Genomic DNA, 17840 nt, shown 5'->3' with positions numbered 1-17840 from the left:
TTGTCTCCGACCCAACCTGCCGAAGCAGACCAGGCACGGGGTCAATAAATTGGCATTGACAATGTGCACGCTGTTGAGTTCTCAAGGACCAGACGCACTCCCCACTCGACCTCGAAAGAGGTTCCGCCAGAGAGGCATTTCGTCTCACCCCGAACAGACCACTTCGAGAGTGGATCGTCATCGGGATTCGTTGCCTGAGCGGGACCCCGTCCGGACTGCATCCCCGGGGCGTTTGCTCCGGTGACCGTCTCGGCCGTTCCGTTCTCCGCCTCAGCGGCAACGAGTGATTACTCTACACACGCCCCGGGGGCCCCGCCAACCAGCCTGCCGCCCGGGCGTGTCGCACGGGCGGATCCCCGGAACGACGCGGATCAACGGCGAACGGCCCGCCCCCATGCGGGGAGCGGGCCGTTCGGTGGTGCGGGTCAGAGCTTGGCGATGACCGGGTTCTTCAGGGTGCCGAGCCCCTCGATCGTCACCTCGACGACCTCGCCGTCGCGGATCTCGCCGACGCCGGCCGGGGTGCCGGTCAGGATGACGTCACCGGGCAGGAGCGTCCAGATCGACGAGACGAACTCGATGAGCGACGGGATGTCGTGCACCATCTCGCTCGTCGACCCCACCTGGCGCAGGTCGCCGTCGACGCGGGTCTCGATGCGGATGTCCGACGGGTCGATCTCGGTCTCGATCGCCGGGCCGAGCGGGCAGAAGGTGTCGAAGCCCTTCGACCGGGTCCACTGGCCGTCGCGGGCCTGCAGGTCACGCGCGGTGACGTCGTTGGCGATCGTGTAGCCGAGGATCACGCTCGCGAAGTCCTCGCGCGTGACGTTCTTCGCCAGGGACCCGATCACGATGGCGAGCTCACCCTCGTGGTCGACGCGTCCGACACCGGCGGGCAGGCGGATCGGGTCCTCGGGACCGATCACCGACGTGTTGGGCTTCAGGAACACCACGGGGTCGTCCCCGGCGCGCTCGTCCATCTCCGACGCGTGCTCGGCGTAGTTGAGCCCCACGCCGATCACCTTCGACCGCGGGATGACGGGGGCGAGGAGCTTGGCGTCCGCCAGCGGCACCCGCTCCCCCGTGGTCTCGAACCCCTGGTACATCGGGTCACCGGCCAGCACGACCAGGTCGCGCTCGTCGAGGATGCCGTACCGGGGGTCTTCGCCCTTGCTGCTGAACCGTGCGATCTTCACCGTTGGAGCCTATCGACGTGAGGTGTGCGTTCAGACCGGGTCGGTCAGGCGCGTCATCCACCCGTGCGGGTCGGGACGGCGGCCGTACTGGATGTCCGTGAGCTCGTCGCGCAGGGACATCGTCAGTTCGCCGGCGCCCACGGTCGGCGAACCGATCGTGAAGCCGTCGCCGCGGAGTTCCGCGATCGGGGTGACGACGGCGGCGGTCCCGCACGCGAAGGCCTCGGTGATCGAGCCGTCCGCGACACCGTCGCGCCACTCGTCGAGCGTCACACGTCGGCGTTCGACGCGCAGGCCGCGGTCTTCCGCCAGCTGCAGGATCGAGTCGCGCGTGATGCCCTCGAGGATGGAGTCGGAGTCGGGCGTGACGAGCGTGCCGTCCGCCTTCACCAGGACCACGTTCATGCCGCCGAGCTCCTCGAGGTACCTGCCCTCGACCGAGTCGAGGAACATGACCTGCTGGCAGCCGTGCTCGTATGCCTCCTGCTGGGGCAGGAGCGACGACGCGTAGTTGCCACCGGTCTTCGCCGCCCCGGTGCCGCCCTTGCCCGCTCGGGCGTAGTTCGTCGACAGCCAGATCGACACGGGCTTCGGCCCGGACGTGAAGTACGCCCCCGCCGGGCTCGCGATGCAGTGGTACGCCACCGCCTGCGCTGCGCGGACCCCCAGGAACGACTCGGTCGCGATCATGAACGGCCGCAGGTACAGGCTCGTCTCGGGCGCCGAGGGCACCCAGTCGACGTCGGTCCGGACCAGCTCGCGGATGGAGTCGACGAAGGTCTCGACCGGCAGCTCCGGGAGCGCGAGGCGACGGGCGGACCGCTGGAACCGCCGGGCGTTGGCGTCCGGCCGGAACGTCCACACCGAACCGTCCGCGTGCCGGTAGGCCTTCAAGCCCTCGAAGATCTCCTGCGCGTAGTGCAGGACGCTCGCGCTCGGGTCGAGGCTGATCGGGCCGTACGGGTGGACCGATGCGTCGTGCCACCCGGCGTCCAGGGTCCACTGCACGGTCGCCATGTGGTCGGTGAAGTGCTTGCCGAACCCGGGGTCGGCGAGGATCTCCTCGCGCTCGGCTGCGGCCCGGCGCTCGGCCGACGGGGTGGTGGCGAACGCGAGTTCGAAGTCGGTGTCGGTGCTCATCTGGGGAGACTCCTGTCAGGCGGTGGTGGTGCGCGCCGTTGCCGCGGCGGCGATGGCGTCGCCGATCTCGGCCGTGCGACGCTCGGAGGTGCCCCGGTCGGCGAGGTCGGCCTCGACCGCCCGCGTGACCGCCGACGCGAGGTCGCTGCGACCGATGTGGTCGAGCAGCAGTGCGACGGACAGGATGGCGGCCGTGGGATCGGCCTTCTGCTGACCCGCGATGTCCGGCGCGGAGCCGTGGACCGGCTCGAACATGCTGGGGAAGGTGCCGTCCGGGTTGATGTTGCCCGAGGCCGCCAGACCGATGCCGCCGCTGATCGCGCCGGCCAGGTCGGTGATGATGTCGCCGAAGAGGTTGTCCGTGACGATGACGTCGAACCTAGCAGGTTCGCGCACCATGTGGATGGTGACGGCGTCGACGTGCTGGTAGTCCACGGTGACGTCCGGGTACTCCGCGGCGACGGCCGCGACGGTGCGCTGCCAGAGGGCTCCGGCGTGCACGAGCACGTTGCTCTTGTGCACGAGCGTCAGGTGCTTCCGGGGGCGGCGGTCCGCGAGGGCGAAGGCGTACCGGACGACGCGCTCGACGCCGTACGCGGTGTTCAGCGAGACCTCGGTCGCGATCTCGTGCGGGGTGCCGACGCGGATCGCGCCGCCGTTGCCGACGTACGGTCCTTCGGTCCCCTCGCGCACGACCACGAAGTCGACGTCCCCGGGCGACGTCAGCGGGGTCGTCACGGACGGGTAGACCGCCGTGGGCCGGAGGTTGACGTAGTGGTCGAACGCGAACCGGAGCTTGAGCAGCAGCCCACGCTCGATGATCCCGCCGGCGAGCCGCGGGTCACGCGGGTCCCCGCCGACGGCACCGAGCAGGATCGCGTCGTGCGCGGCGATGGCGGACATGTCGTCCTCGGTGAGGATGTCCCCGGTCTCGAGGTACCGGGTGGCGCCCAGGGAGAACGGGGTCTCCTCGACGACGAGGTCGTCGGGCAGCACCGCGTGCAGCACCTTGAGCGCCTCGTCGACGACCTCGGGGCCGATGCCGTCCCCGCGGATGACCGCGAGCTTCACCGTCTTCGTCATGTCCGCCACTCCCCTACAGCGTGATGTCGATCTCGCGGAGCGACACCGCTTCGATCGTGGACCGGACGTGCTCGAGGATCTCGGCCGGGACGGGCGAGTCGACGGTCAGGACGCTGAGCGCCTGGCCACCGGCGGCCTCGCGCGAGATCTGCATCGCGGCGATGTTGATGCCGGCGTCGCCGAACTCCTTGCCGTAGACCGCGACGATGCCGGGCCGGTCGGTGTACTCCATGACCACGTGGTGCTCGGCGAGGGCGACCTCGACGTCGTGGCCGTTGATCTCGACGAGCTTCGCGACCTGCTTCGGGCCGGTGAGCGTGCCGGACACGCTGATCGCCGGGCCGTCGGACTGGGCGCCGCGGATCGTGAGCACGTTGCGGTACTCGGGGCTGTCCGAGTCGGTGATGAGCCGCACGGTGACCCCGCGCTGCTCGGCGATCAGCGGTGCGTTGACGTACGACACCTGGTCGCTGACGACGTCGGTGAACACGCCCTTGAGCGCCGCGAGCTTCAGCACGCTGACGTCGTACTCGGCGAGCTCGCCGTGCACCTCGACGTCGATGCTCGTCACGGGCGACGTGGCGAGGCCGGTGAAGACCTGGCCGAGCTTCTCGACGAGCGGGATGCCCGGGCGCACGTACGGGTCGATGACACCGCCGGCGACGTTGACCGCGTCGGGCACGAGCTCGCCGCCGAGGGCGAGGCGCACCGACTTGGCGACGGAGACGCCCGCCTTCTCCTGGGCCTCGTCCGTCGAGGCGCCGAGGTGCGGCGTGACGACGACGTTCGGGAGCGCGACGAGCGGCGAGTCCTTGGGGGGCTCGGAGACGAAGACGTCGAGTCCGGCGCCGGCGATGGTGTTCGACGTCAGTGCACGGTGCAGTGCGTCCTCGTCGATGAGCCCGCCGCGGGCGACGTTCACGACGAAGGCGGTCGGCTTCATGAGCGCGAACTGGTCGTCCGAGATCATGCCGACGGTCTCCGGCGTCTTCGGCATGTGGATGGTGGTGAAGTCCGCACGCTTCAGCAGGTCCTCGAGCGAGACGAGCTCGACCCCGAGCTGCTGGGCACGGGCCGTGGTGACGTACGGGTCGTACGCGATCACCTGCACGCCGAACGCCTGCAGCCGCTGCGTGATGAGCGCGCCGATCCGGCCCAGGCCGATGATCCCGACGGTCTTCTCGTAGAGCTCGACACCCGTGTACGCGGAACGCTTCCAGGTGCCGGCCGCGAGCGACGCGTGCGCGGCGGGGATGTGGCGCGCGAGCGACAGGATGTGGCCGACCGTGAGTTCGGCGGCCGAGATGATGTTCGACGTCGGCGCGTTCACGACCATGACGCCGGCGGTGGTGGCCGCCTTGATGTCGACGTTGTCGAGGCCGACGCCGGCACGGGCGACGACCTTGAGGTTCGGGGCCGCGACGATCGCCTCGGCGTCGACCTTGGTGGCGGAGCGCACCAGGATGGCGTGCGCGTCGGCGAGGGAGGCCAGGAGCGCGGGGCGGTCGGTACCGTCCACGTTCCGGATCTCGAAGTCGGGCCCGAGGGCGTCGACTGTGGCGGGCGAGAGTTCTTCGGCGATCAGGACGACCGGCTTCGGCACAGCTGCAGTTTCCTCACACGAGACGGGCGGTATCCCACCATCGTATCGACGTGTGGACGTGGTTACGACCGCAGGGTCGGCCCGGTGGGCGACCACCTGACGGCCAGGAGGGGGGGGGGGGGGGGGGCCCCCGCCCCCCCCCCGCCTCCTGTCCGTCAGTGGATGCTTCAGAAGTCCAGCAGTCGCGGGACGAACAGCTGCAGGTCGAGCCACAGCGCACCGGCCGCGGCGAAGGCGAGGACGAAGACGCCGACCGTGACGGCGAGCCGCGCGCGGCGACTCACCCACAGCGCCACGGCGAAGGCCACGGGCGCGATCGCGATGTCGAGGACGAGCCACGCCCACGGGGTGCTCCGCGCGAGCGAGTCGCCGCCGGAGGTGGTCCCGAGGAACGCGTTGAACGCCCGGACGGACTGCGAGACGGTCACCAGGTTGCCGATGCTCTGCACGGTCATGTACGCGAAGAGCAGCGCGAACACCACCCAGACGACGAGCTTGCCGACGAACGCCCCCGAGGGACGGCGGACGGTCGGGGTCGCGGCGGTCACCCGAAGCTCCTGGTCATGAGGAACGGCCAGGGGAAGAGCACGAGGGCGCCGAGCAGCATCCAGAGCAGACGGCTGCGGGTGCGCTGTCCGCGACCGGCCCAGAGGACGACGGTGAACCAGAGTGCCGGAGCGACGATCGAGAGGAACCGGAGGACCTCGACGAAGACGGTCAGCACGGTGTCGACGTTCGAGACGTACGAGGTCGAGGCGGTGAGCAGCCAGGCGACCGTGTAGAGCAGGTACAGGCCACCGAAGACGCCGAAGCCGATGAGCGCGCCCGAGGTCTCGGGGGCCTCGGGGTCGCGTCCGGCTCGCGCCTTCACGGTGACCGGGTTGTGTGCCGCGTCGACGTGGGTCGCGTCGTCGGCGTCGCCCCAGCTGAGGGCGTCGTCGTCGTGGTCGACCGAGCCGTCGGGCGGGGATGCTGCCGTGGTCATGCCTCGATCCTACGAGGCGAGCCGCTCGGGCTCGACCATGGACGAGCTGTGCGCCCGGTCCTCAGACGTCGGCGGGCTGGGTCTCGAGGACCTCGGCGACGACCTCGCGCACCGCGGGGAACAGCGGGTGGCTCTCCATCAGCCCGGTGAGGATCTCGGTGAGCGCGTGGGCCGTCGCACCCGAGCGGAGCAGCGCGTGCAGCTCGATCGACTCGGGATCGTTCTCGTCGTCGAAGTCGAGCGCGACCCGGACGGCGCCGAGCAGGTGGTCGACGGGGAGCCCGCGCTCGGCGAGCTGTGCGGCGGGGCCGACGAAGCGTTCGCGTCGACCGAGCTTCCGCAGCGGGTTGCGTCCGACCCGGACGGTGGTGTCCGGCAGGTGCGGGTTGGCGATCCGGGCGAGGTTCGCGGCGACGTAGCGCGCGTGCTCCTCGGGGTCGAAGCCGTGCTTGGCGACGAGGAGCGCGGTGGTCTCGGCCAGGACGCCGTCGACCTCGGCGCGGACGTCGTGGTCCTCGAGCGCCTCGCGGATGAGACGGATGCCGCGCACGTAGCCGTGGTAGGCGGCGGTCGCGTGGGCGGTGTTCACCGTGTAGAGCTTCCGCTCGACGAACGGCTGCAGGTCGTCGACCCAGGTCACGCCGTCGATCGCGGGCGGTTCGGCGTCCGAGTCGGCGAAGGGCGTGCGCTCGATGACCCACTCGTAGAAGGGCTCGAGCACGACGTCGAGGCCGCCGGACTGTCCGAGCACGCCGGACTGGTCGGGGACGATGCGGTCGATCGCGCAGTTCGCGAAGACCGCCGCGATGTCGCGGTCCTCGAGGATCGGGGCACGGCGGATGCTGGCGTGCAGCGAGTCCGTCGCGTTGAAGGCGTTCTCGCACGCCACGATCGTGACGTCGCCAGCCTCGAGCGGCCGGGCGGCGAGCCCCTCGGCGATGACGGGGGCGACGAGCGGCAGGGTGCGGGCGCCGACCGCGGTCGTGACGACGTCGGCCTCGGCGATGGCCCGGACGACCTGCTCGCGCTCGGTCTTGCTGCTCAGGGCGCGGAAGCCGTAGACGAGGTGCTCGACCGGCATCTCGCCGACCTCGTGCACCACGAACCGGCCGGCCTCGTTGAGGGCCGTGACGACGCGGTCGTCGACGTCCACGAAGGTGAGCTCGTAGCCGCTCGCGACCAGGAACTGACCCACGAACCCGCGTCCGATCTTGCCGGCGCCGATGTGGACCGCTCGCTTCGTCACCGCCATCCGACGATCCTCCCATGCTGGACGACGACATGAGGACCGCACACGTCCGCGAGGGACGACGGCCGTCGCGAAACGTCCCCGGGAACGCCGAGGACACGCCGGTGTGCGGCGTCGGGGGTGGTGGTGAAGAGCTGCATAACGTTCGGGTCACATCGCGAGGCGGCGGTGCGGGTGCACCGCCGCCTCGAGAGTCGAGTGTGGTGCGAAGACTACCGCGCGGCCGAACCGTCCACGTAGTCGGCGTCGTTCGACTTCCACGCGAACAGGGCGCGCAGCTCGCGTCCGGTCGCCTCGATCGGGTGGTTCTCACCCTTGGCGCGGAGCGCCTTGAACTCCGGCGCACCGGCGTCCTGATCGTCGATGAAGCGCTTCGCGAAGGCACCGTTCTGGATGTCCGCGAGGACGGCCTTCATGTTCTCCTTGACCTCGGGCGAGATCACGCGCGGGCCGGAGACGTAGTCACCGAACTCGGCCGTGTCGGAGATCGACCAGCGCTGCTTGGTGAGGCCGCCCTCCCAGATGAGGTCGACGATGAGCTTGAGCTCGTGCAGGACCTCGAAGTAGGCGATCTGCGGCTGGTAGCCCGCCTCGACCAGGGTCTCGAAGCCGTACTGGATGAGCTGCGACGTGCCACCGCAGAGGACGGCCTGCTCGCCGAACAGGTCGGTCTCGGTCTCCTCGGTGAAGGTCGTCTTGATGCCGCCGGAGCGGAGGCCGCCGATGGCCTTCGAGTAGCTCCACGCGAGGTCCCAGGCGGAACCCGACGCGTCGACCTCGACGGCGACGATCACCGGGACGCCGCGGCCGGCCTCGTACTCGCGGCGCACGGTGTGCCCCGGGCCCTTCGGCGCGACGAGCGAGACGTCGACGCCCTCGGGGGCCTCGATGTAGCCGAAGCGGATGTTGAAGCCGTGCCCGAAGACGAGCGTCGCGCCCGGCTTGAGGTTGGGCTTGATGTCCTCGGCGTAGACGATGCGCTGGACCTGGTCCGGCGCGAGGATGACGACGACGTCGGCCCACGCCGTGGCGTCGGCGGGGGTGTGGACCTCGAACCCGGCCTCCTCCGCCTTCTGGCGGCTCTTCGAGCCCTCCTGCAGGCCGATCTTGACCTCGACGCCGCTGTCGCGGAGGTTGAGGGCGTGGGCGTGGCCCTGCGAGCCGTACCCGATGACGGCGACCTTCTTGCCCTGGATGAGCGTCAGGTCGGCGTCGGCGTCGTACACGATGTCAGTCACGGTGGTGGTTCTCCTGTGGTCGGTTCGGGAAGCGTTCGTTGCGTGGAGTCGGGAGAGACGGCCTGGAGGCGCGGTGCGGGTGGCGACCCGCGCCTCCAGTCCGCCACGGGTCGCGGTCAGCGCACCCGGTCGGTGATGCTCTTGGGCCCACGGCCCATGCCGAGGAGGCCCGCGCGGGCGAGCTCCTTGATGCCGTAGGGCTCGAGCACGCGGAGGATCGCCTGGATCTTGCCGGGGTCGCCGGTCACCTCGACGATGAGCGAGTCGTTCGCGACGTCGACGACCTGTGCACGGAACAGGTTCACTGCCTCGAGCACGGCCGACCGCGTCTGGTTGTCCACCCGCACCTTCACGAGCATGTGCTCGCGCTGGACGGACTGCGAGAAGTCCAGCTCGACGATCTTGATGACGTTGACCAGCTTGTTGAGCTGCTTCGTCACCTGCTCGAGCGGGAGGTCCTCGACGTCGACGACGACCGTGATGCGGCTGAGGCCGTCGACCTCGGTGTTGCCCACGGCGAGGGACTCGATGTTGAACCCGCGCCGGGCGAAGAGGCCGGCGACGCGCGTGAGCAGACCCGGCTTGTCCTCGACGAGGAGGGAGAGGACGTGGCTCATGCGGTTTCCCCCGTCATGTCGGCGTCCTCGTCGTCCCACGTGGGGGCGAGGGCCTGGGCGTACTCGATGGACGAGTTGCTGACACCCTGCGGGACCATCGGCCAGACCATCGAGTCGCGGCTCACGACGAAGTCGATCACCACGGGGCGGTCGTTCGTCTCGAGCGCGAGCTGGATGGCGGCGTCGACCTCCTCCGGCTTCTCGACGCGGATGCCGAGGGCACCGTAGGCGTCGGCGAGCTTCACGAAGTCCGGGACCCTGCGGGTGCCGTGTCCGGTCTGCAGGTCGGTGAACGAGTGCCGTCCGTCGTAGAACAGCGTCTGCCACTGCCGCACCATGCCGAGCGACGAGTTGTTGATCACCGCGACCTTGATCGGGATGTCGTTGATGACGCAGGTCGCGAGCTCCTGGTTCGTCATCTGGAAGCAGCCGTCGCCGTCGATCGCCCAGACCACGCGGTCGGGCTGGGCGACCTTCGCGCCCATCGCCGCGGGGACGGAGTAGCCCATCGTGCCGGCGCCGCCGGAGTTCAGCCAGGCGTTCGGCCGCTCGTACTTGATGAACTGCGCCGACCACATCTGGTGCTGACCGACACCGGAGGCGTACACGGCCTCGGGGCCGGAGAGCTCGCCGATGCGGCGGATGATCGCCTGCGGTGCGAGGAGCCCGTCGGTCGGTTCCGCGTAGCCGAGCGGGAAGTCGGTGCGCAGCTGGTCGAGCTTCGTCCACCAGTCGGCGGTGGAGGCACGCTCGTCCGCCGGCACGCCGTTCCAGGCGTCGAGCAGGTCGACCAGGACCTCGCGCGCATCGCCCACGATCGGGACGTCGGCGAAGCGGATCTTCGAGATCTCGGCCGGGTCGATGTCGACGTGCACGACCTTGGCGTTCGGCGCGAACTCGTCGGCCTTGCCGGTCACGCGGTCGTCGAACCGGGCGCCGAGCGCGATGATCAGGTCGCTGTCCTGCAGCCCGAGCACCGCGGGGACGGTGCCGTGCATGCCGGGCATGCCGAGGTGCTGCGGGTGCGAGTCCGGGAACGCGCCACGGGCCATCAGCGTCGTGACGACCGGCGCACCGGTGGCCTCGGCGAAGCGGAGCAGCTCGGCCGTCGCGCCGGAGCGGACCACCCCGCCGCCGACGTACAGCACCGGGCGCTCGGCCTCGGCCAGGAGCTGGGCGGCCGCGGCGATCTGCTTGCCGTGCGCCTTGGTCACCGGACGGTAGCCGGGCAGGTCGATCTTGGGCGGCCAGACGTACGGTGCCGACTTCTGCTGGGCGTCCTTCGTGATGTCGACGAGGACGGGGCCGGGGCGCCCGGTCGTCGCGATGAGGTGCGCCGCGGCGAGGGTCGCCGGCACGTCGGCCGGGTCGGTCACGAGGAACGAGTGCTTCGTGATCGGCATCGTGATGCCGACGATGTCGGCTTCCTGGAAGGCGTCGGTGCCCATGAGCGTCGAGAACACCTGGCCGGTGATCGCGATGAACGGCACCGAGTCCATGTAGGCGTCGGCGATCGCGGTGACGAGGTTCGTCGCGCCGGGGCCCGAGGTCGCGATGGCGACCCCGACCTTGCCGGACGCCGAGGCGTAGCCCTCGGCGGCGTGGCCGGCGCCCTGTTCGTGCCGGACGAGGACGTGGCGGATCGTCGTGGACGCCATCAGCTCGTCGTAGAACGGGATGATGGCACCGCCCGGCAGGCCGAAGACGTCGGTGATCCCGAGGTGCTCGAGCGTCCGGAGGACGGCTCCCGAGCCGGTCAGGATCTCCGGCGTCCGGCGTGCACCGGCGGCCGCGGACAGCGGAGTGGCTTCCGTGGGCATGAGGTGTTCCTTGCCTGGAGAGGTGGCGATGGTGCGTGTGTCGACGCTAGCCCGTGACCGCGCCCTTGGCGGCGGACTGGACGAGCTTCGCGAACTTCGCGAGGACTCCGCGGGTGTAGCGCGGGGGCAGCGGGGCCCAGCCTGCTCGGCGGGCTTCCAGCTCGGCGTCGTCGACCAGTAGGTCGAGCGAGCGAGCCGCGATGTCGACACGGATGCGGTCGCCATCGCGCACGAATGCGACTGGACCTGCGTCCACCGCTTCCGGTGCGATGTGGCCGATGCACAGGCCGGTTGTGCCGCCTGAGAATCGTCCGTCCGTCAACAGTAGTACATCCTTGCCGAGTCCAGCGCCCTTGATGGCCGCGGTGATGGCGAGCATCTCGCGCATGCCGGGTCCGCCCTTGGGGCCCTCGTACCGGATGACGACGACGTCGCCCTTCTGGATCTGCCCCTCGGTGAGGGCGTCCATGGCGGCGCGCTCGCGGTCGAACACCCGTGCCGGGCCCTCGAAGACCTCGGCGTCGAACCCGGCCGTCTTCACGACCGCGCCCTCGGGGGCGAACGAGCCCTGCAGGATCGTCAGGCCGCCGGTGGCGTGGATCGGGTTGTCGAGCGTGCGGAAGACCTCGCCGTCGAGCGCCGGCGGATCGATCTCGGCGAGGTTCTCGGCGAGGGTCTTGCCCGTGACGGTCATGACGTCGCCGTGCAGCAGACCCGCGTCGAGCAGCGCCTTCATGATCACCGGGATGCCGCCGTTGCGGTCCACGTCGACCATGACGTACTTGCCGAACGGCTTCATGTCCGCCAGGTGCGGGACCTTCGAGCCGATGCGGTTGAAGTCGTCGAGGGACAGCTCGACCTCGGCCTCGTGCGCGATCGCGAGGAGGTGGAGGACGACGTTCGTGGAGCCTCCGAGCGCCATGGCGACGGCGATGGCGTTCTCGAACGCCTCCTTCGTCAGGATCTGGCGCGCGGTGATGCCGTGCCGGAGCATGTTCACCACGGCTTCGCCGGAGCGGTGCGCGTAGTAGTCACGACGACGGTCCGCGCTGGGCGGCGCCGCCGAACCGGGCAGCGACATGCCGAGGGCCTCGGCGACCGACGCCATGGTGTTCGCGGTGTACATGCCACCGCAGGCGCCCTCGCCCGGGACGATGGCGCACTCGATCTTCTTGAGCTCCTCTTCGCTCATCGTGCCCGCCTTGCAGGCGCCGACACCCTCGAAGGAGTCGATGATCGTGACTTCCTTCATCGTGCCGTCGGCCTGCTTGACGTACCCGGGCATGACCGAGCCGGCGTAGAGGAAGACGCTCGCGAGGTCGAGTCGCGCCGCGGCCATGAGCATCCCGGGCAGGGACTTGTCGCAGCCGGCGAGCAGGACGGTGCCGTCCAGGCGCTCGGCGTTCACGACCGTCTCGACGCTGTCGGCGATGACCTCGCGCGAGACGAGGGAGAAGTGCATGCCCTCGTGGCCCATCGAGATCCCGTCGGAGACGGAGATGGTCCCGAACTGGAGCGGGTACCCGCCGCCGGAGTGGACGCCTTCCTTGGCGCCCTGCGCGAGGCGGTCGAGGGAGAGGTTGCAGGGGGTGATCTCGTTCCAGGAGGACGCGATACCGATCTGCGGCTTCTCCCAGTCCTCGTCGCCCATGCCGACGGCCCGCAGCATGCCACGCGAGGTGGTTGCTTCGATCCCGTCGGTGACGACCCGGCTGCGGGGCTTCACGTCGATGTCAGGCATGGGGTGAGTCTAGGCGCAGTTGGGATACCAGGCGGACAACAACATGCGTTCGCATGCGGTCGGGTCATGGCGGGCCGGGAGGCGCGGGTCGGGTCCGTCAGGCCGGTCGCGTCGCGCGCGCCCGGGCGAGCTGCTTCAGGACGGCGGTCAGGGCGGTCGGGTCGGCCACGCGGTAGCCGGCGAGCGTGTCGCCCTCCCCCACCTTGACGCCCACGTCGCCGTCACCGAGCACGCGGAAGGCGTCCTCGTCGGTGACGTCGTCGCCGGCGAAGAACACCGCGTCGGCGCCGTGCAGATCGCGCAGGCGGGCGATCGCGTCGCCCTTCGTGACGTGCCGGACGGCGAACTCGAGGATGTCCTTGCCCCCGCGCTCGAGGACCTCGGGGTCGGCGTCGTGCGCCGCTGCGCTCGCGGCCTGGTCCGCCTCGGCGGCGACCTCGGCGCTGACCCGGCGTGTGTGCACACCGTGACCGGCGGGCTTGTGCTCGATGACGACGCCCGGGAACCGCTCCCCGACGGCGTCGAGCGCGGCACCGATCCGAGCGACGCGGGCCTGCTCGTCGGCCGTCAGCGCGGCCTCGTCGTGCCCGTCCACGCGCCACTCGACGCCGTGCGAGCCGACGAGTGCCATGTCCTCGGGTGCGTGCGTGACCGCGGCGAGGCTGCCGAGCGGGCGGCCCGAGACGAGGACGACCTCGGTGTCCTTCGCCCGGTGCAGCGTGAGGACCGCGGCCCACGAGCCCGGCAGCGCGCCGACCTGGGACGGGTCGTCGGCGAACGGCGCGAGCGTGCCGTCGAAGTCGAGGGCGACGATGAGTCGCGGCGCAGCCGCGAGCGTCTCGAGGGCCCGGTCGATCGCGGTCTGGTCGGTCGTCGTCTCAGGCATCCCGCGCCTCCCGGGTGTCCTCGGCCGCACGCGCGGTCTGCGCGTCCTGGTCGAAGATCGACATGTTGTCCGTCTGCGCCTCGCGGTGCCGGTCCTTCGGGTCCGCCGCGGAGGGGTCGATCTGGGCGTTCTTCGGCGCGTGCCGGTCCAGGGCCTCGAGGAACGAGCGCGACCAGCGCGCCACGTCGTTGTCGCGGACGCGCTTCCGGAGCGCGCGCATGCGGGTGGACCGCTCACGCCTCGGCATCTCGATGGCGCGCTGGATCGAGTCCTTCAGCGCACCGATGTCGTGCGGGTTGACGATGACGGCCTGCTTCAGCTCGTCGGCGGCACCGGCGAACTCGGACAGGATGAGGACGCCGTCGTTGTCGAACCGGGCCGCGACGTACTCCTTCGCGACGAGGTTCATGCCGTCCCGGAGGGCCGTCACGAGCATGATGTCGGCGGCGAGGTAGAGCGCCACCATCTCCTCGCGCGGGTAGCCGTGGTGCAGGTACGCGATCGGCTGGTGTCCGATGACGCCGAGGTCGCCGTTGATCCGGCCGACCGTGAGCTCGATCTCGTCGCGGAGCGTCGCGTACGTGTCGACGCGCTCGCGGCTCGGGCTGGCGACCTGCACGAGCGTCGCGTCCTCGACCCGGATCCGGCCGTCCTCGACGAGTTCACCGAAGGCCTTGATGCGGTGCCGGATGCCCTTCGTGTAGTCCAGCCGGTCGACGCCGAGCAGGACCGTCTTCGGGTTGCCGAGGCTCGCGCGGATCTCGCGGGCGCGCTCCTGCACCTCGGGGCGGTGCGCGATCTCCTCGAAGCCGGCGGCGTCGATCGAGATCGGGAAGTGCCGGGCCTCGACGTGCCGCACGGTGATGCCCTTGCGGCTGCGCGGGGCGTCCGGGTCGTCGACCGGGACGTCGATCGTCTGCCCCTTGGTCGTGTAGCCCTTGATGTGCCGGACCGCGCGGAGGAAGTCGCTCGCGTCGTCGTGCCGCTGGAACCCGATGACGTCCGCACCGAGCAGTCCGTCGAGGATCTGCGCGCGCCACGGGAGCTGGGCGTAGATGCCGACGGGCGGGAACGGGATGTGGTTGAAGAACCCGATCGTCAGGTCGGGTCGCATCGCACGGAGGAGCGCCGGGACGAGCTGCAGCTGGTAGTCCTGCACCCAGACGATGCCGTCCTGCTCCACGATCTCGGCGATCTGCTCGGCGAACCGCTGGTTCACACGCTTGTAGGCGTTCCACCAGTCGCGGTGGTAGCTCGGGTGCTCGATGACGTCGTGGTACAGCGGCCAGAGGGTGTCGTTGCTGAACCCCTCGTAGTACTCCTCGACGTCGTCGTTGCTCAGGGGGACGGGCACGATGTGGATGCCCTCGTTGTCGAACGGGGCGACCTCGACGTCCGGCTGACCCACCCAGCCGACCCAGGCACCGTCGTTCGCGCGCATCACCGGCTCGAGCGCCGTGACGAGACCGCCGGGCGAGTGCCGCCAGCCCTCGTTGCCGTCCTCGTCGACGACGCGGTCCACCGGCAGGCGGTTCGAGGCGACGACGAACGCGTAGCGGGTCTGGTCGGTGCGGGGTGCTGCCATGGGGTGCTGGGATCTCCGTTCCGTCCGGCACGATCGCCGGGTTCGGTGCCGAAGCTACCAGCGTGCCGACAGCGGATTCACGGCGGATCGGCGGATTCCGACGCGCTGCGTGCACCGGGGACGAGCAGCGCACGGCCGGCCCCGGGGTTCCGGAGGGCGTGGCTCAGTAGGCTCGGGGCATGGTCATGACACGGGCGTGGCGGAACGGCACGGCGGCGGAACGCGACTTCCCGGTCGACCGGATCTCCGACCTCATCGCCGAGGACGGCACGTTCGTCTGGGTCGACTACACCGACCCGGACCCGACCGACCTCGAGCACGTCGAGGCCGAGCTCGGCATCCACGCGCTCGCGGTCGAGGACGCCGTCGAACGCGGCCAGCGACCGAAGCTCGACCGCTACCGCGACAGCCTCTTCCTGGTCGTCTACGACGTGGACGGTCTCGACCACGCAGGGGACCTCACCGTCCACGAGGTGAAGGCGTTCGTCACCGCACACGCCCTCGTCACGATCCACGGCGCCGACGTCGACACCGGGTCCGTCGAACGCCGGCTCGAGGCGACCACGGACCTCGCCGACCACGGTGTCCCGTGGTTGGTGTGGGGACTGCTCGACGCGGTGACCGACCACGCCACGAGTGCGGTCGAGGACATCGAGCGGCGGATCGACGAGCTCGAGGAGGACCTCTTCGAGCACGGCACGCCCCGCGAGCAGCAGATCCAGCGGCGGTCGTTCCGGCTCCGGAAGGCCCTCGGCGTCCTGCGGCGCCAGGTGGTCCCGACCCGGGACAGCGTCGCCTCGCTGCTGCACGGCGACGCCGAGACGATCTCGAACGGCATCCGCCCCTACTTCCGCGACGTCGAGGACCACCTCGTGTCGATCACGGACTCCGTCGACCAGCTCCGCGACGCGGTGTCGAGCGTCCTCGACACGAACCTCAACCTGGCGTCGAACCGGCAGAACACGGTGATGAAGAAGGTGACGAGCTGGGCGGCGATCATCGCGATCCCGACGGCCATCACGGGGTTCTTCGGCCAGAACCTGAAGTTCCCGGGGATGGGCCAGTGGAGCGGCCTCTACTTCTCCCTCGGGCTCATCATCGCCTCGTCGCTGACGCTGTACCGCGTGTTCAAGACGAAGGACTGGCTGTAGCGCCCCGGGCGGGTCAGAGCCGCAGCGCGAGCACCCCGGCCACGACCGTGAGCGGTGCCACGATGCACCCGAGCGCCATGTAGCGCCCCCACGACAGGTGGACGCCCTCGGACGACAGCCGGGCGTGCCAGAGCAGCGTCGCGAGCGATGCCCACGGCGTGATGAGGCAGCCGGCGTTCACGCCGACGAGGAGTGCCGCGTACCGCAGGGCCTCGTGCCCGGCCGCGGGCTCGAGCACGAGGTAGGCGGGCAGGTTGTCGATCGCGTTCGCCGCCACCGCGCCGGCACCCCCGAGTGCCAGGAGCGGACCCGTCCCGGTGCCACCGGGCAGCGCGTCCACGATCGGGTCCGTGAGCCCGGTGGTGTGCAGGGTCTCGACGACGACGAAGAGCCCCGCGGCGAACAGCAGGGTGGACCACGGCACGCGGGAGATCCGGAGCTCCGACGGCGCGCGGAAGGCGGCGACGACGACGAGCACCACCGCAGCGACCACGGCGGCGATCCAGACGGTCACGCCCGCGGTCAGTGCGACGACGAGCGCGACGAGCACCGCAGAGGCCGACCAGAAGAACACCGGGTCGGCGGCACCGCGCACCGCGACCGGCGTGTACCGGCCGAAGAGCTTGCCGCGGAACACCACGAGGAGCACGGCGCACGGGATGACGACCCCGGCGAGCGCCGCCCACACCATGAGCCCGGCGAACGGGATCGGTCCGTCGAGCCCGATCCGGTCGACGGCGAGCAGGTTGGTCAGGTTCGACACGGGCAGGAGCAGCGACGCCGTGTTCGCGAGCCAGACGGTCGTCAGCGCGAACGGCATGGGCGGCAGGCCGACGCGGCGCGCGAGCGTGATGACGATCGGCGTGAGGAGCACCGCCGTGGTGTCGATCGACAGGAAGACGGTGCACAGGACGGCGAGCACGACGACGGCGCCCCACAGCCCGATGGTGCGACCGCCACCCACCCGGGCGGCGAGGTCGGCGAGCCGGTCGAAGACGCCGGCGTCCGCGGCGAGCTCGGCGACGACGGTGAGGCCGAGCACGAACGCCAGGACCGGGACGACCCGGTCGGCGAGCTCGGCGAGGTCGGACAGGGGGAGCAGCCCGAGGGCGACGCACACCGCGCCGACCACGAGCAGGACTCCGCCGATGACGGCCTGGCGCACGGTGACTCCTCGAACTGCGCGCCGGCAGGGTGACCGGCGGCGCTCCAATGTAGCGGCCGGTAGCGTTGACGGGACGACCAGAGGAGGAACCCGTGCGGAAGTTCATGTTCAGCGGTGCCGTGTGGAGCTCGATCATCAGCGGCTACAGCGTGCTGCAGACCACCCGGCAGGGCCCGCGTGACTGGCGCCTGGCGCTCACGTGGGTGGCGTGGATCGCGACGACGCTCGTGGCGATCGGCACCGTCGTCGAGGACGACCGTGCCGTGAAGGCGCGGCAGCCCTAGGGCCGGTGCGGCACCCCTGGGGCCGGCTCACCGGCCCGCCGGGTCGCGAGGCGACCGGGGGACGGCGGGGAGGCAGGTGGCGGGGCCGCCCCGTGCC

At 70.5% G+C, this 17840-nt stretch carries 16 protein-coding genes; 2 read left to right on the top strand and 14 right to left on the bottom strand.

Annotation, left to right across the window (positions count from 1 at the left end):
* Positions 1–425: 425 nt before the first annotated feature.
* From ACNQOV_RS15755 to otsA, 13 genes are all read right to left on the bottom strand, one after another.
* Entirely contained in the window at positions 426–1196 is a 771-nt protein-coding gene (locus tag ACNQOV_RS15755) for a fumarylacetoacetate hydrolase family protein (RefSeq protein WP_416395678.1), read from the bottom strand.
* A gap of 30 nt (positions 1197–1226) precedes the next feature.
* On the bottom strand, positions 1227–2336 hold the full coding sequence (locus ACNQOV_RS15750) for a branched-chain amino acid aminotransferase (RefSeq protein WP_416395676.1): 1110 nt from the start codon (positions 2334–2336) through the stop codon (positions 1227–1229).
* Between the two features lie 15 nt (positions 2337–2351).
* Entirely contained in the window at positions 2352–3419 is a 1068-nt protein-coding gene (locus ACNQOV_RS15745) for a 3-isopropylmalate dehydrogenase (RefSeq protein WP_031263268.1), read from the bottom strand.
* A gap of 13 nt (positions 3420–3432) precedes the next feature.
* Complete coding sequence (gene serA, locus ACNQOV_RS15740) at positions 3433–5022, bottom strand: phosphoglycerate dehydrogenase (RefSeq protein ID WP_416395674.1); 1590 nt, start codon at positions 5020–5022, stop codon at positions 3433–3435.
* A gap of 167 nt (positions 5023–5189) precedes the next feature.
* Positions 5190–5570 (bottom strand): hypothetical protein, encoded by a 381-nt coding sequence (locus ACNQOV_RS15735; RefSeq protein ID WP_402268040.1) that lies wholly within the window; start codon positions 5568–5570, stop codon positions 5190–5192.
* Complete coding sequence (locus ACNQOV_RS15730) at positions 5567–6007, bottom strand: hypothetical protein (RefSeq protein ID WP_022907760.1); 441 nt, start codon at positions 6005–6007, stop codon at positions 5567–5569. The genes ACNQOV_RS15735 and ACNQOV_RS15730 overlap by 4 nt, the downstream gene beginning before the upstream one ends.
* A 61-nt stretch (positions 6008–6068) precedes the next feature.
* On the bottom strand, positions 6069–7259 hold the full coding sequence (locus ACNQOV_RS15725) for a mannitol-1-phosphate 5-dehydrogenase (RefSeq protein ID WP_416395672.1): 1191 nt from the start codon (positions 7257–7259) through the stop codon (positions 6069–6071).
* Between the two features lie 209 nt (positions 7260–7468).
* Entirely contained in the window at positions 7469–8494 is a 1026-nt protein-coding gene (gene ilvC, locus ACNQOV_RS15720; protein WP_022907762.1) for a ketol-acid reductoisomerase, read from the bottom strand.
* Between the two features lie 116 nt (positions 8495–8610).
* Positions 8611–9111: an acetolactate synthase small subunit gene (ilvN, locus tag ACNQOV_RS15715; RefSeq protein ID WP_022907763.1), complete on the bottom strand. Its 501-nt coding sequence runs from the start codon at positions 9109–9111 to the stop codon at positions 8611–8613.
* Entirely contained in the window at positions 9108–10931 is a 1824-nt protein-coding gene (locus ACNQOV_RS15710) for an acetolactate synthase large subunit (RefSeq protein WP_022907764.1), read from the bottom strand. Before ACNQOV_RS15710 ends, ilvN begins: the two co-directional genes overlap by 4 nt.
* A gap of 46 nt (positions 10932–10977) precedes the next feature.
* A complete protein-coding gene (gene ilvD, locus ACNQOV_RS15705) occupies positions 10978–12672 on the bottom strand; it encodes a dihydroxy-acid dehydratase (RefSeq protein WP_402268048.1) in 1695 nt (564 codons plus the stop codon).
* 97 nt (positions 12673–12769) lie between these two features.
* Positions 12770–13558 carry a trehalose-phosphatase gene (gene otsB, locus ACNQOV_RS15700; protein ID WP_416395668.1) on the bottom strand — a complete coding sequence of 263 codons (789 nt, stop codon included), beginning with the start codon at positions 13556–13558 and terminating at the stop codon, positions 12770–12772.
* Positions 13551–15143, bottom strand: coding sequence for an alpha,alpha-trehalose-phosphate synthase (UDP-forming) (gene otsA, locus ACNQOV_RS15695; protein ID WP_416395666.1), 1593 nt, complete (start codon positions 15141–15143; stop codon positions 13551–13553). Before otsA ends, otsB begins: the two co-directional genes overlap by 8 nt.
* A 179-nt stretch (positions 15144–15322) precedes the next feature.
* Here otsA and ACNQOV_RS15690 point away from each other — a divergent pair, with 179 nt between their 5' ends.
* Entirely contained in the window at positions 15323–16294 is a 972-nt protein-coding gene (locus tag ACNQOV_RS15690; protein ID WP_022907768.1) for a magnesium transporter CorA family protein, read from the top strand.
* Between the two features lie 13 nt (positions 16295–16307).
* On the opposite strand, the gene ACNQOV_RS15685 is transcribed toward ACNQOV_RS15690, so the two are convergent.
* Positions 16308–17459, bottom strand: a complete 1152-nt coding sequence (locus tag ACNQOV_RS15685) for an SLC13 family permease (protein WP_416395663.1) — start codon at positions 17457–17459, stop codon at positions 16308–16310.
* A 92-nt stretch (positions 17460–17551) separates the two neighbouring features.
* Between ACNQOV_RS15685 and ACNQOV_RS15680 the strand changes: the two genes are divergently transcribed.
* Positions 17552–17743, top strand: coding sequence for a hypothetical protein (locus ACNQOV_RS15680; RefSeq protein ID WP_402268058.1), 192 nt, complete (start codon positions 17552–17554; stop codon positions 17741–17743).
* The last annotated feature ends 97 nt before the right edge of the window (positions 17744–17840 follow it).

Origin of the sequence: Curtobacterium sp. LFS084 (assembly GCF_047977705.1) — a bacterium.
In the GTDB taxonomy this organism is placed as follows: domain Bacteria; phylum Actinomycetota; class Actinomycetes; order Actinomycetales; family Microbacteriaceae; genus Curtobacterium.
Note: the sequence above shows the minus strand (reverse complement) of the source record. Positions and strands in the feature narration are given on the sequence as shown.

What these genes read in the sequence shown, in the direction of transcription:
- otsB (WP_416395668.1), bottom strand. Translation starts at nt 13,558, where the DNA reads ATGCCTGAGACGACGACCGACCAGACCGCGATCGACCGGGCCCTCGAG.
- ACNQOV_RS15725 (WP_416395672.1), bottom strand. Translation starts at nt 7,259, where the DNA reads ATGGCGGTGACGAAGCGAGCGGTCCACATCGGCGCCGGCAAGATCGGA.
- ACNQOV_RS15745 (WP_031263268.1), bottom strand. Translation starts at nt 3,419, where the DNA reads ATGACGAAGACGGTGAAGCTCGCGGTCATCCGCGGGGACGGCATCGGC.
- otsA (WP_416395666.1), bottom strand. Translation starts at nt 15,143, where the DNA reads ATGGCAGCACCCCGCACCGACCAGACCCGCTACGCGTTCGTCGTCGCC.
- ilvD (WP_402268048.1), bottom strand. Translation starts at nt 12,672, where the DNA reads ATGCCTGACATCGACGTGAAGCCCCGCAGCCGGGTCGTCACCGACGGG.
- ACNQOV_RS15690 (WP_022907768.1), top strand. Translation starts at nt 15,323, where the DNA reads ATGGTCATGACACGGGCGTGGCGGAACGGCACGGCGGCGGAACGCGAC.
- ilvN (WP_022907763.1), bottom strand. Translation starts at nt 9,111, where the DNA reads ATGAGCCACGTCCTCTCCCTCCTCGTCGAGGACAAGCCGGGTCTGCTC.
- ACNQOV_RS15750 (WP_416395676.1), bottom strand. Translation starts at nt 2,336, where the DNA reads ATGAGCACCGACACCGACTTCGAACTCGCGTTCGCCACCACCCCGTCG.
- ACNQOV_RS15710 (WP_022907764.1), bottom strand. Translation starts at nt 10,931, where the DNA reads ATGCCCACGGAAGCCACTCCGCTGTCCGCGGCCGCCGGTGCACGCCGG.
- ACNQOV_RS15730 (WP_022907760.1), bottom strand. Translation starts at nt 6,007, where the DNA reads ATGACCACGGCAGCATCCCCGCCCGACGGCTCGGTCGACCACGACGAC.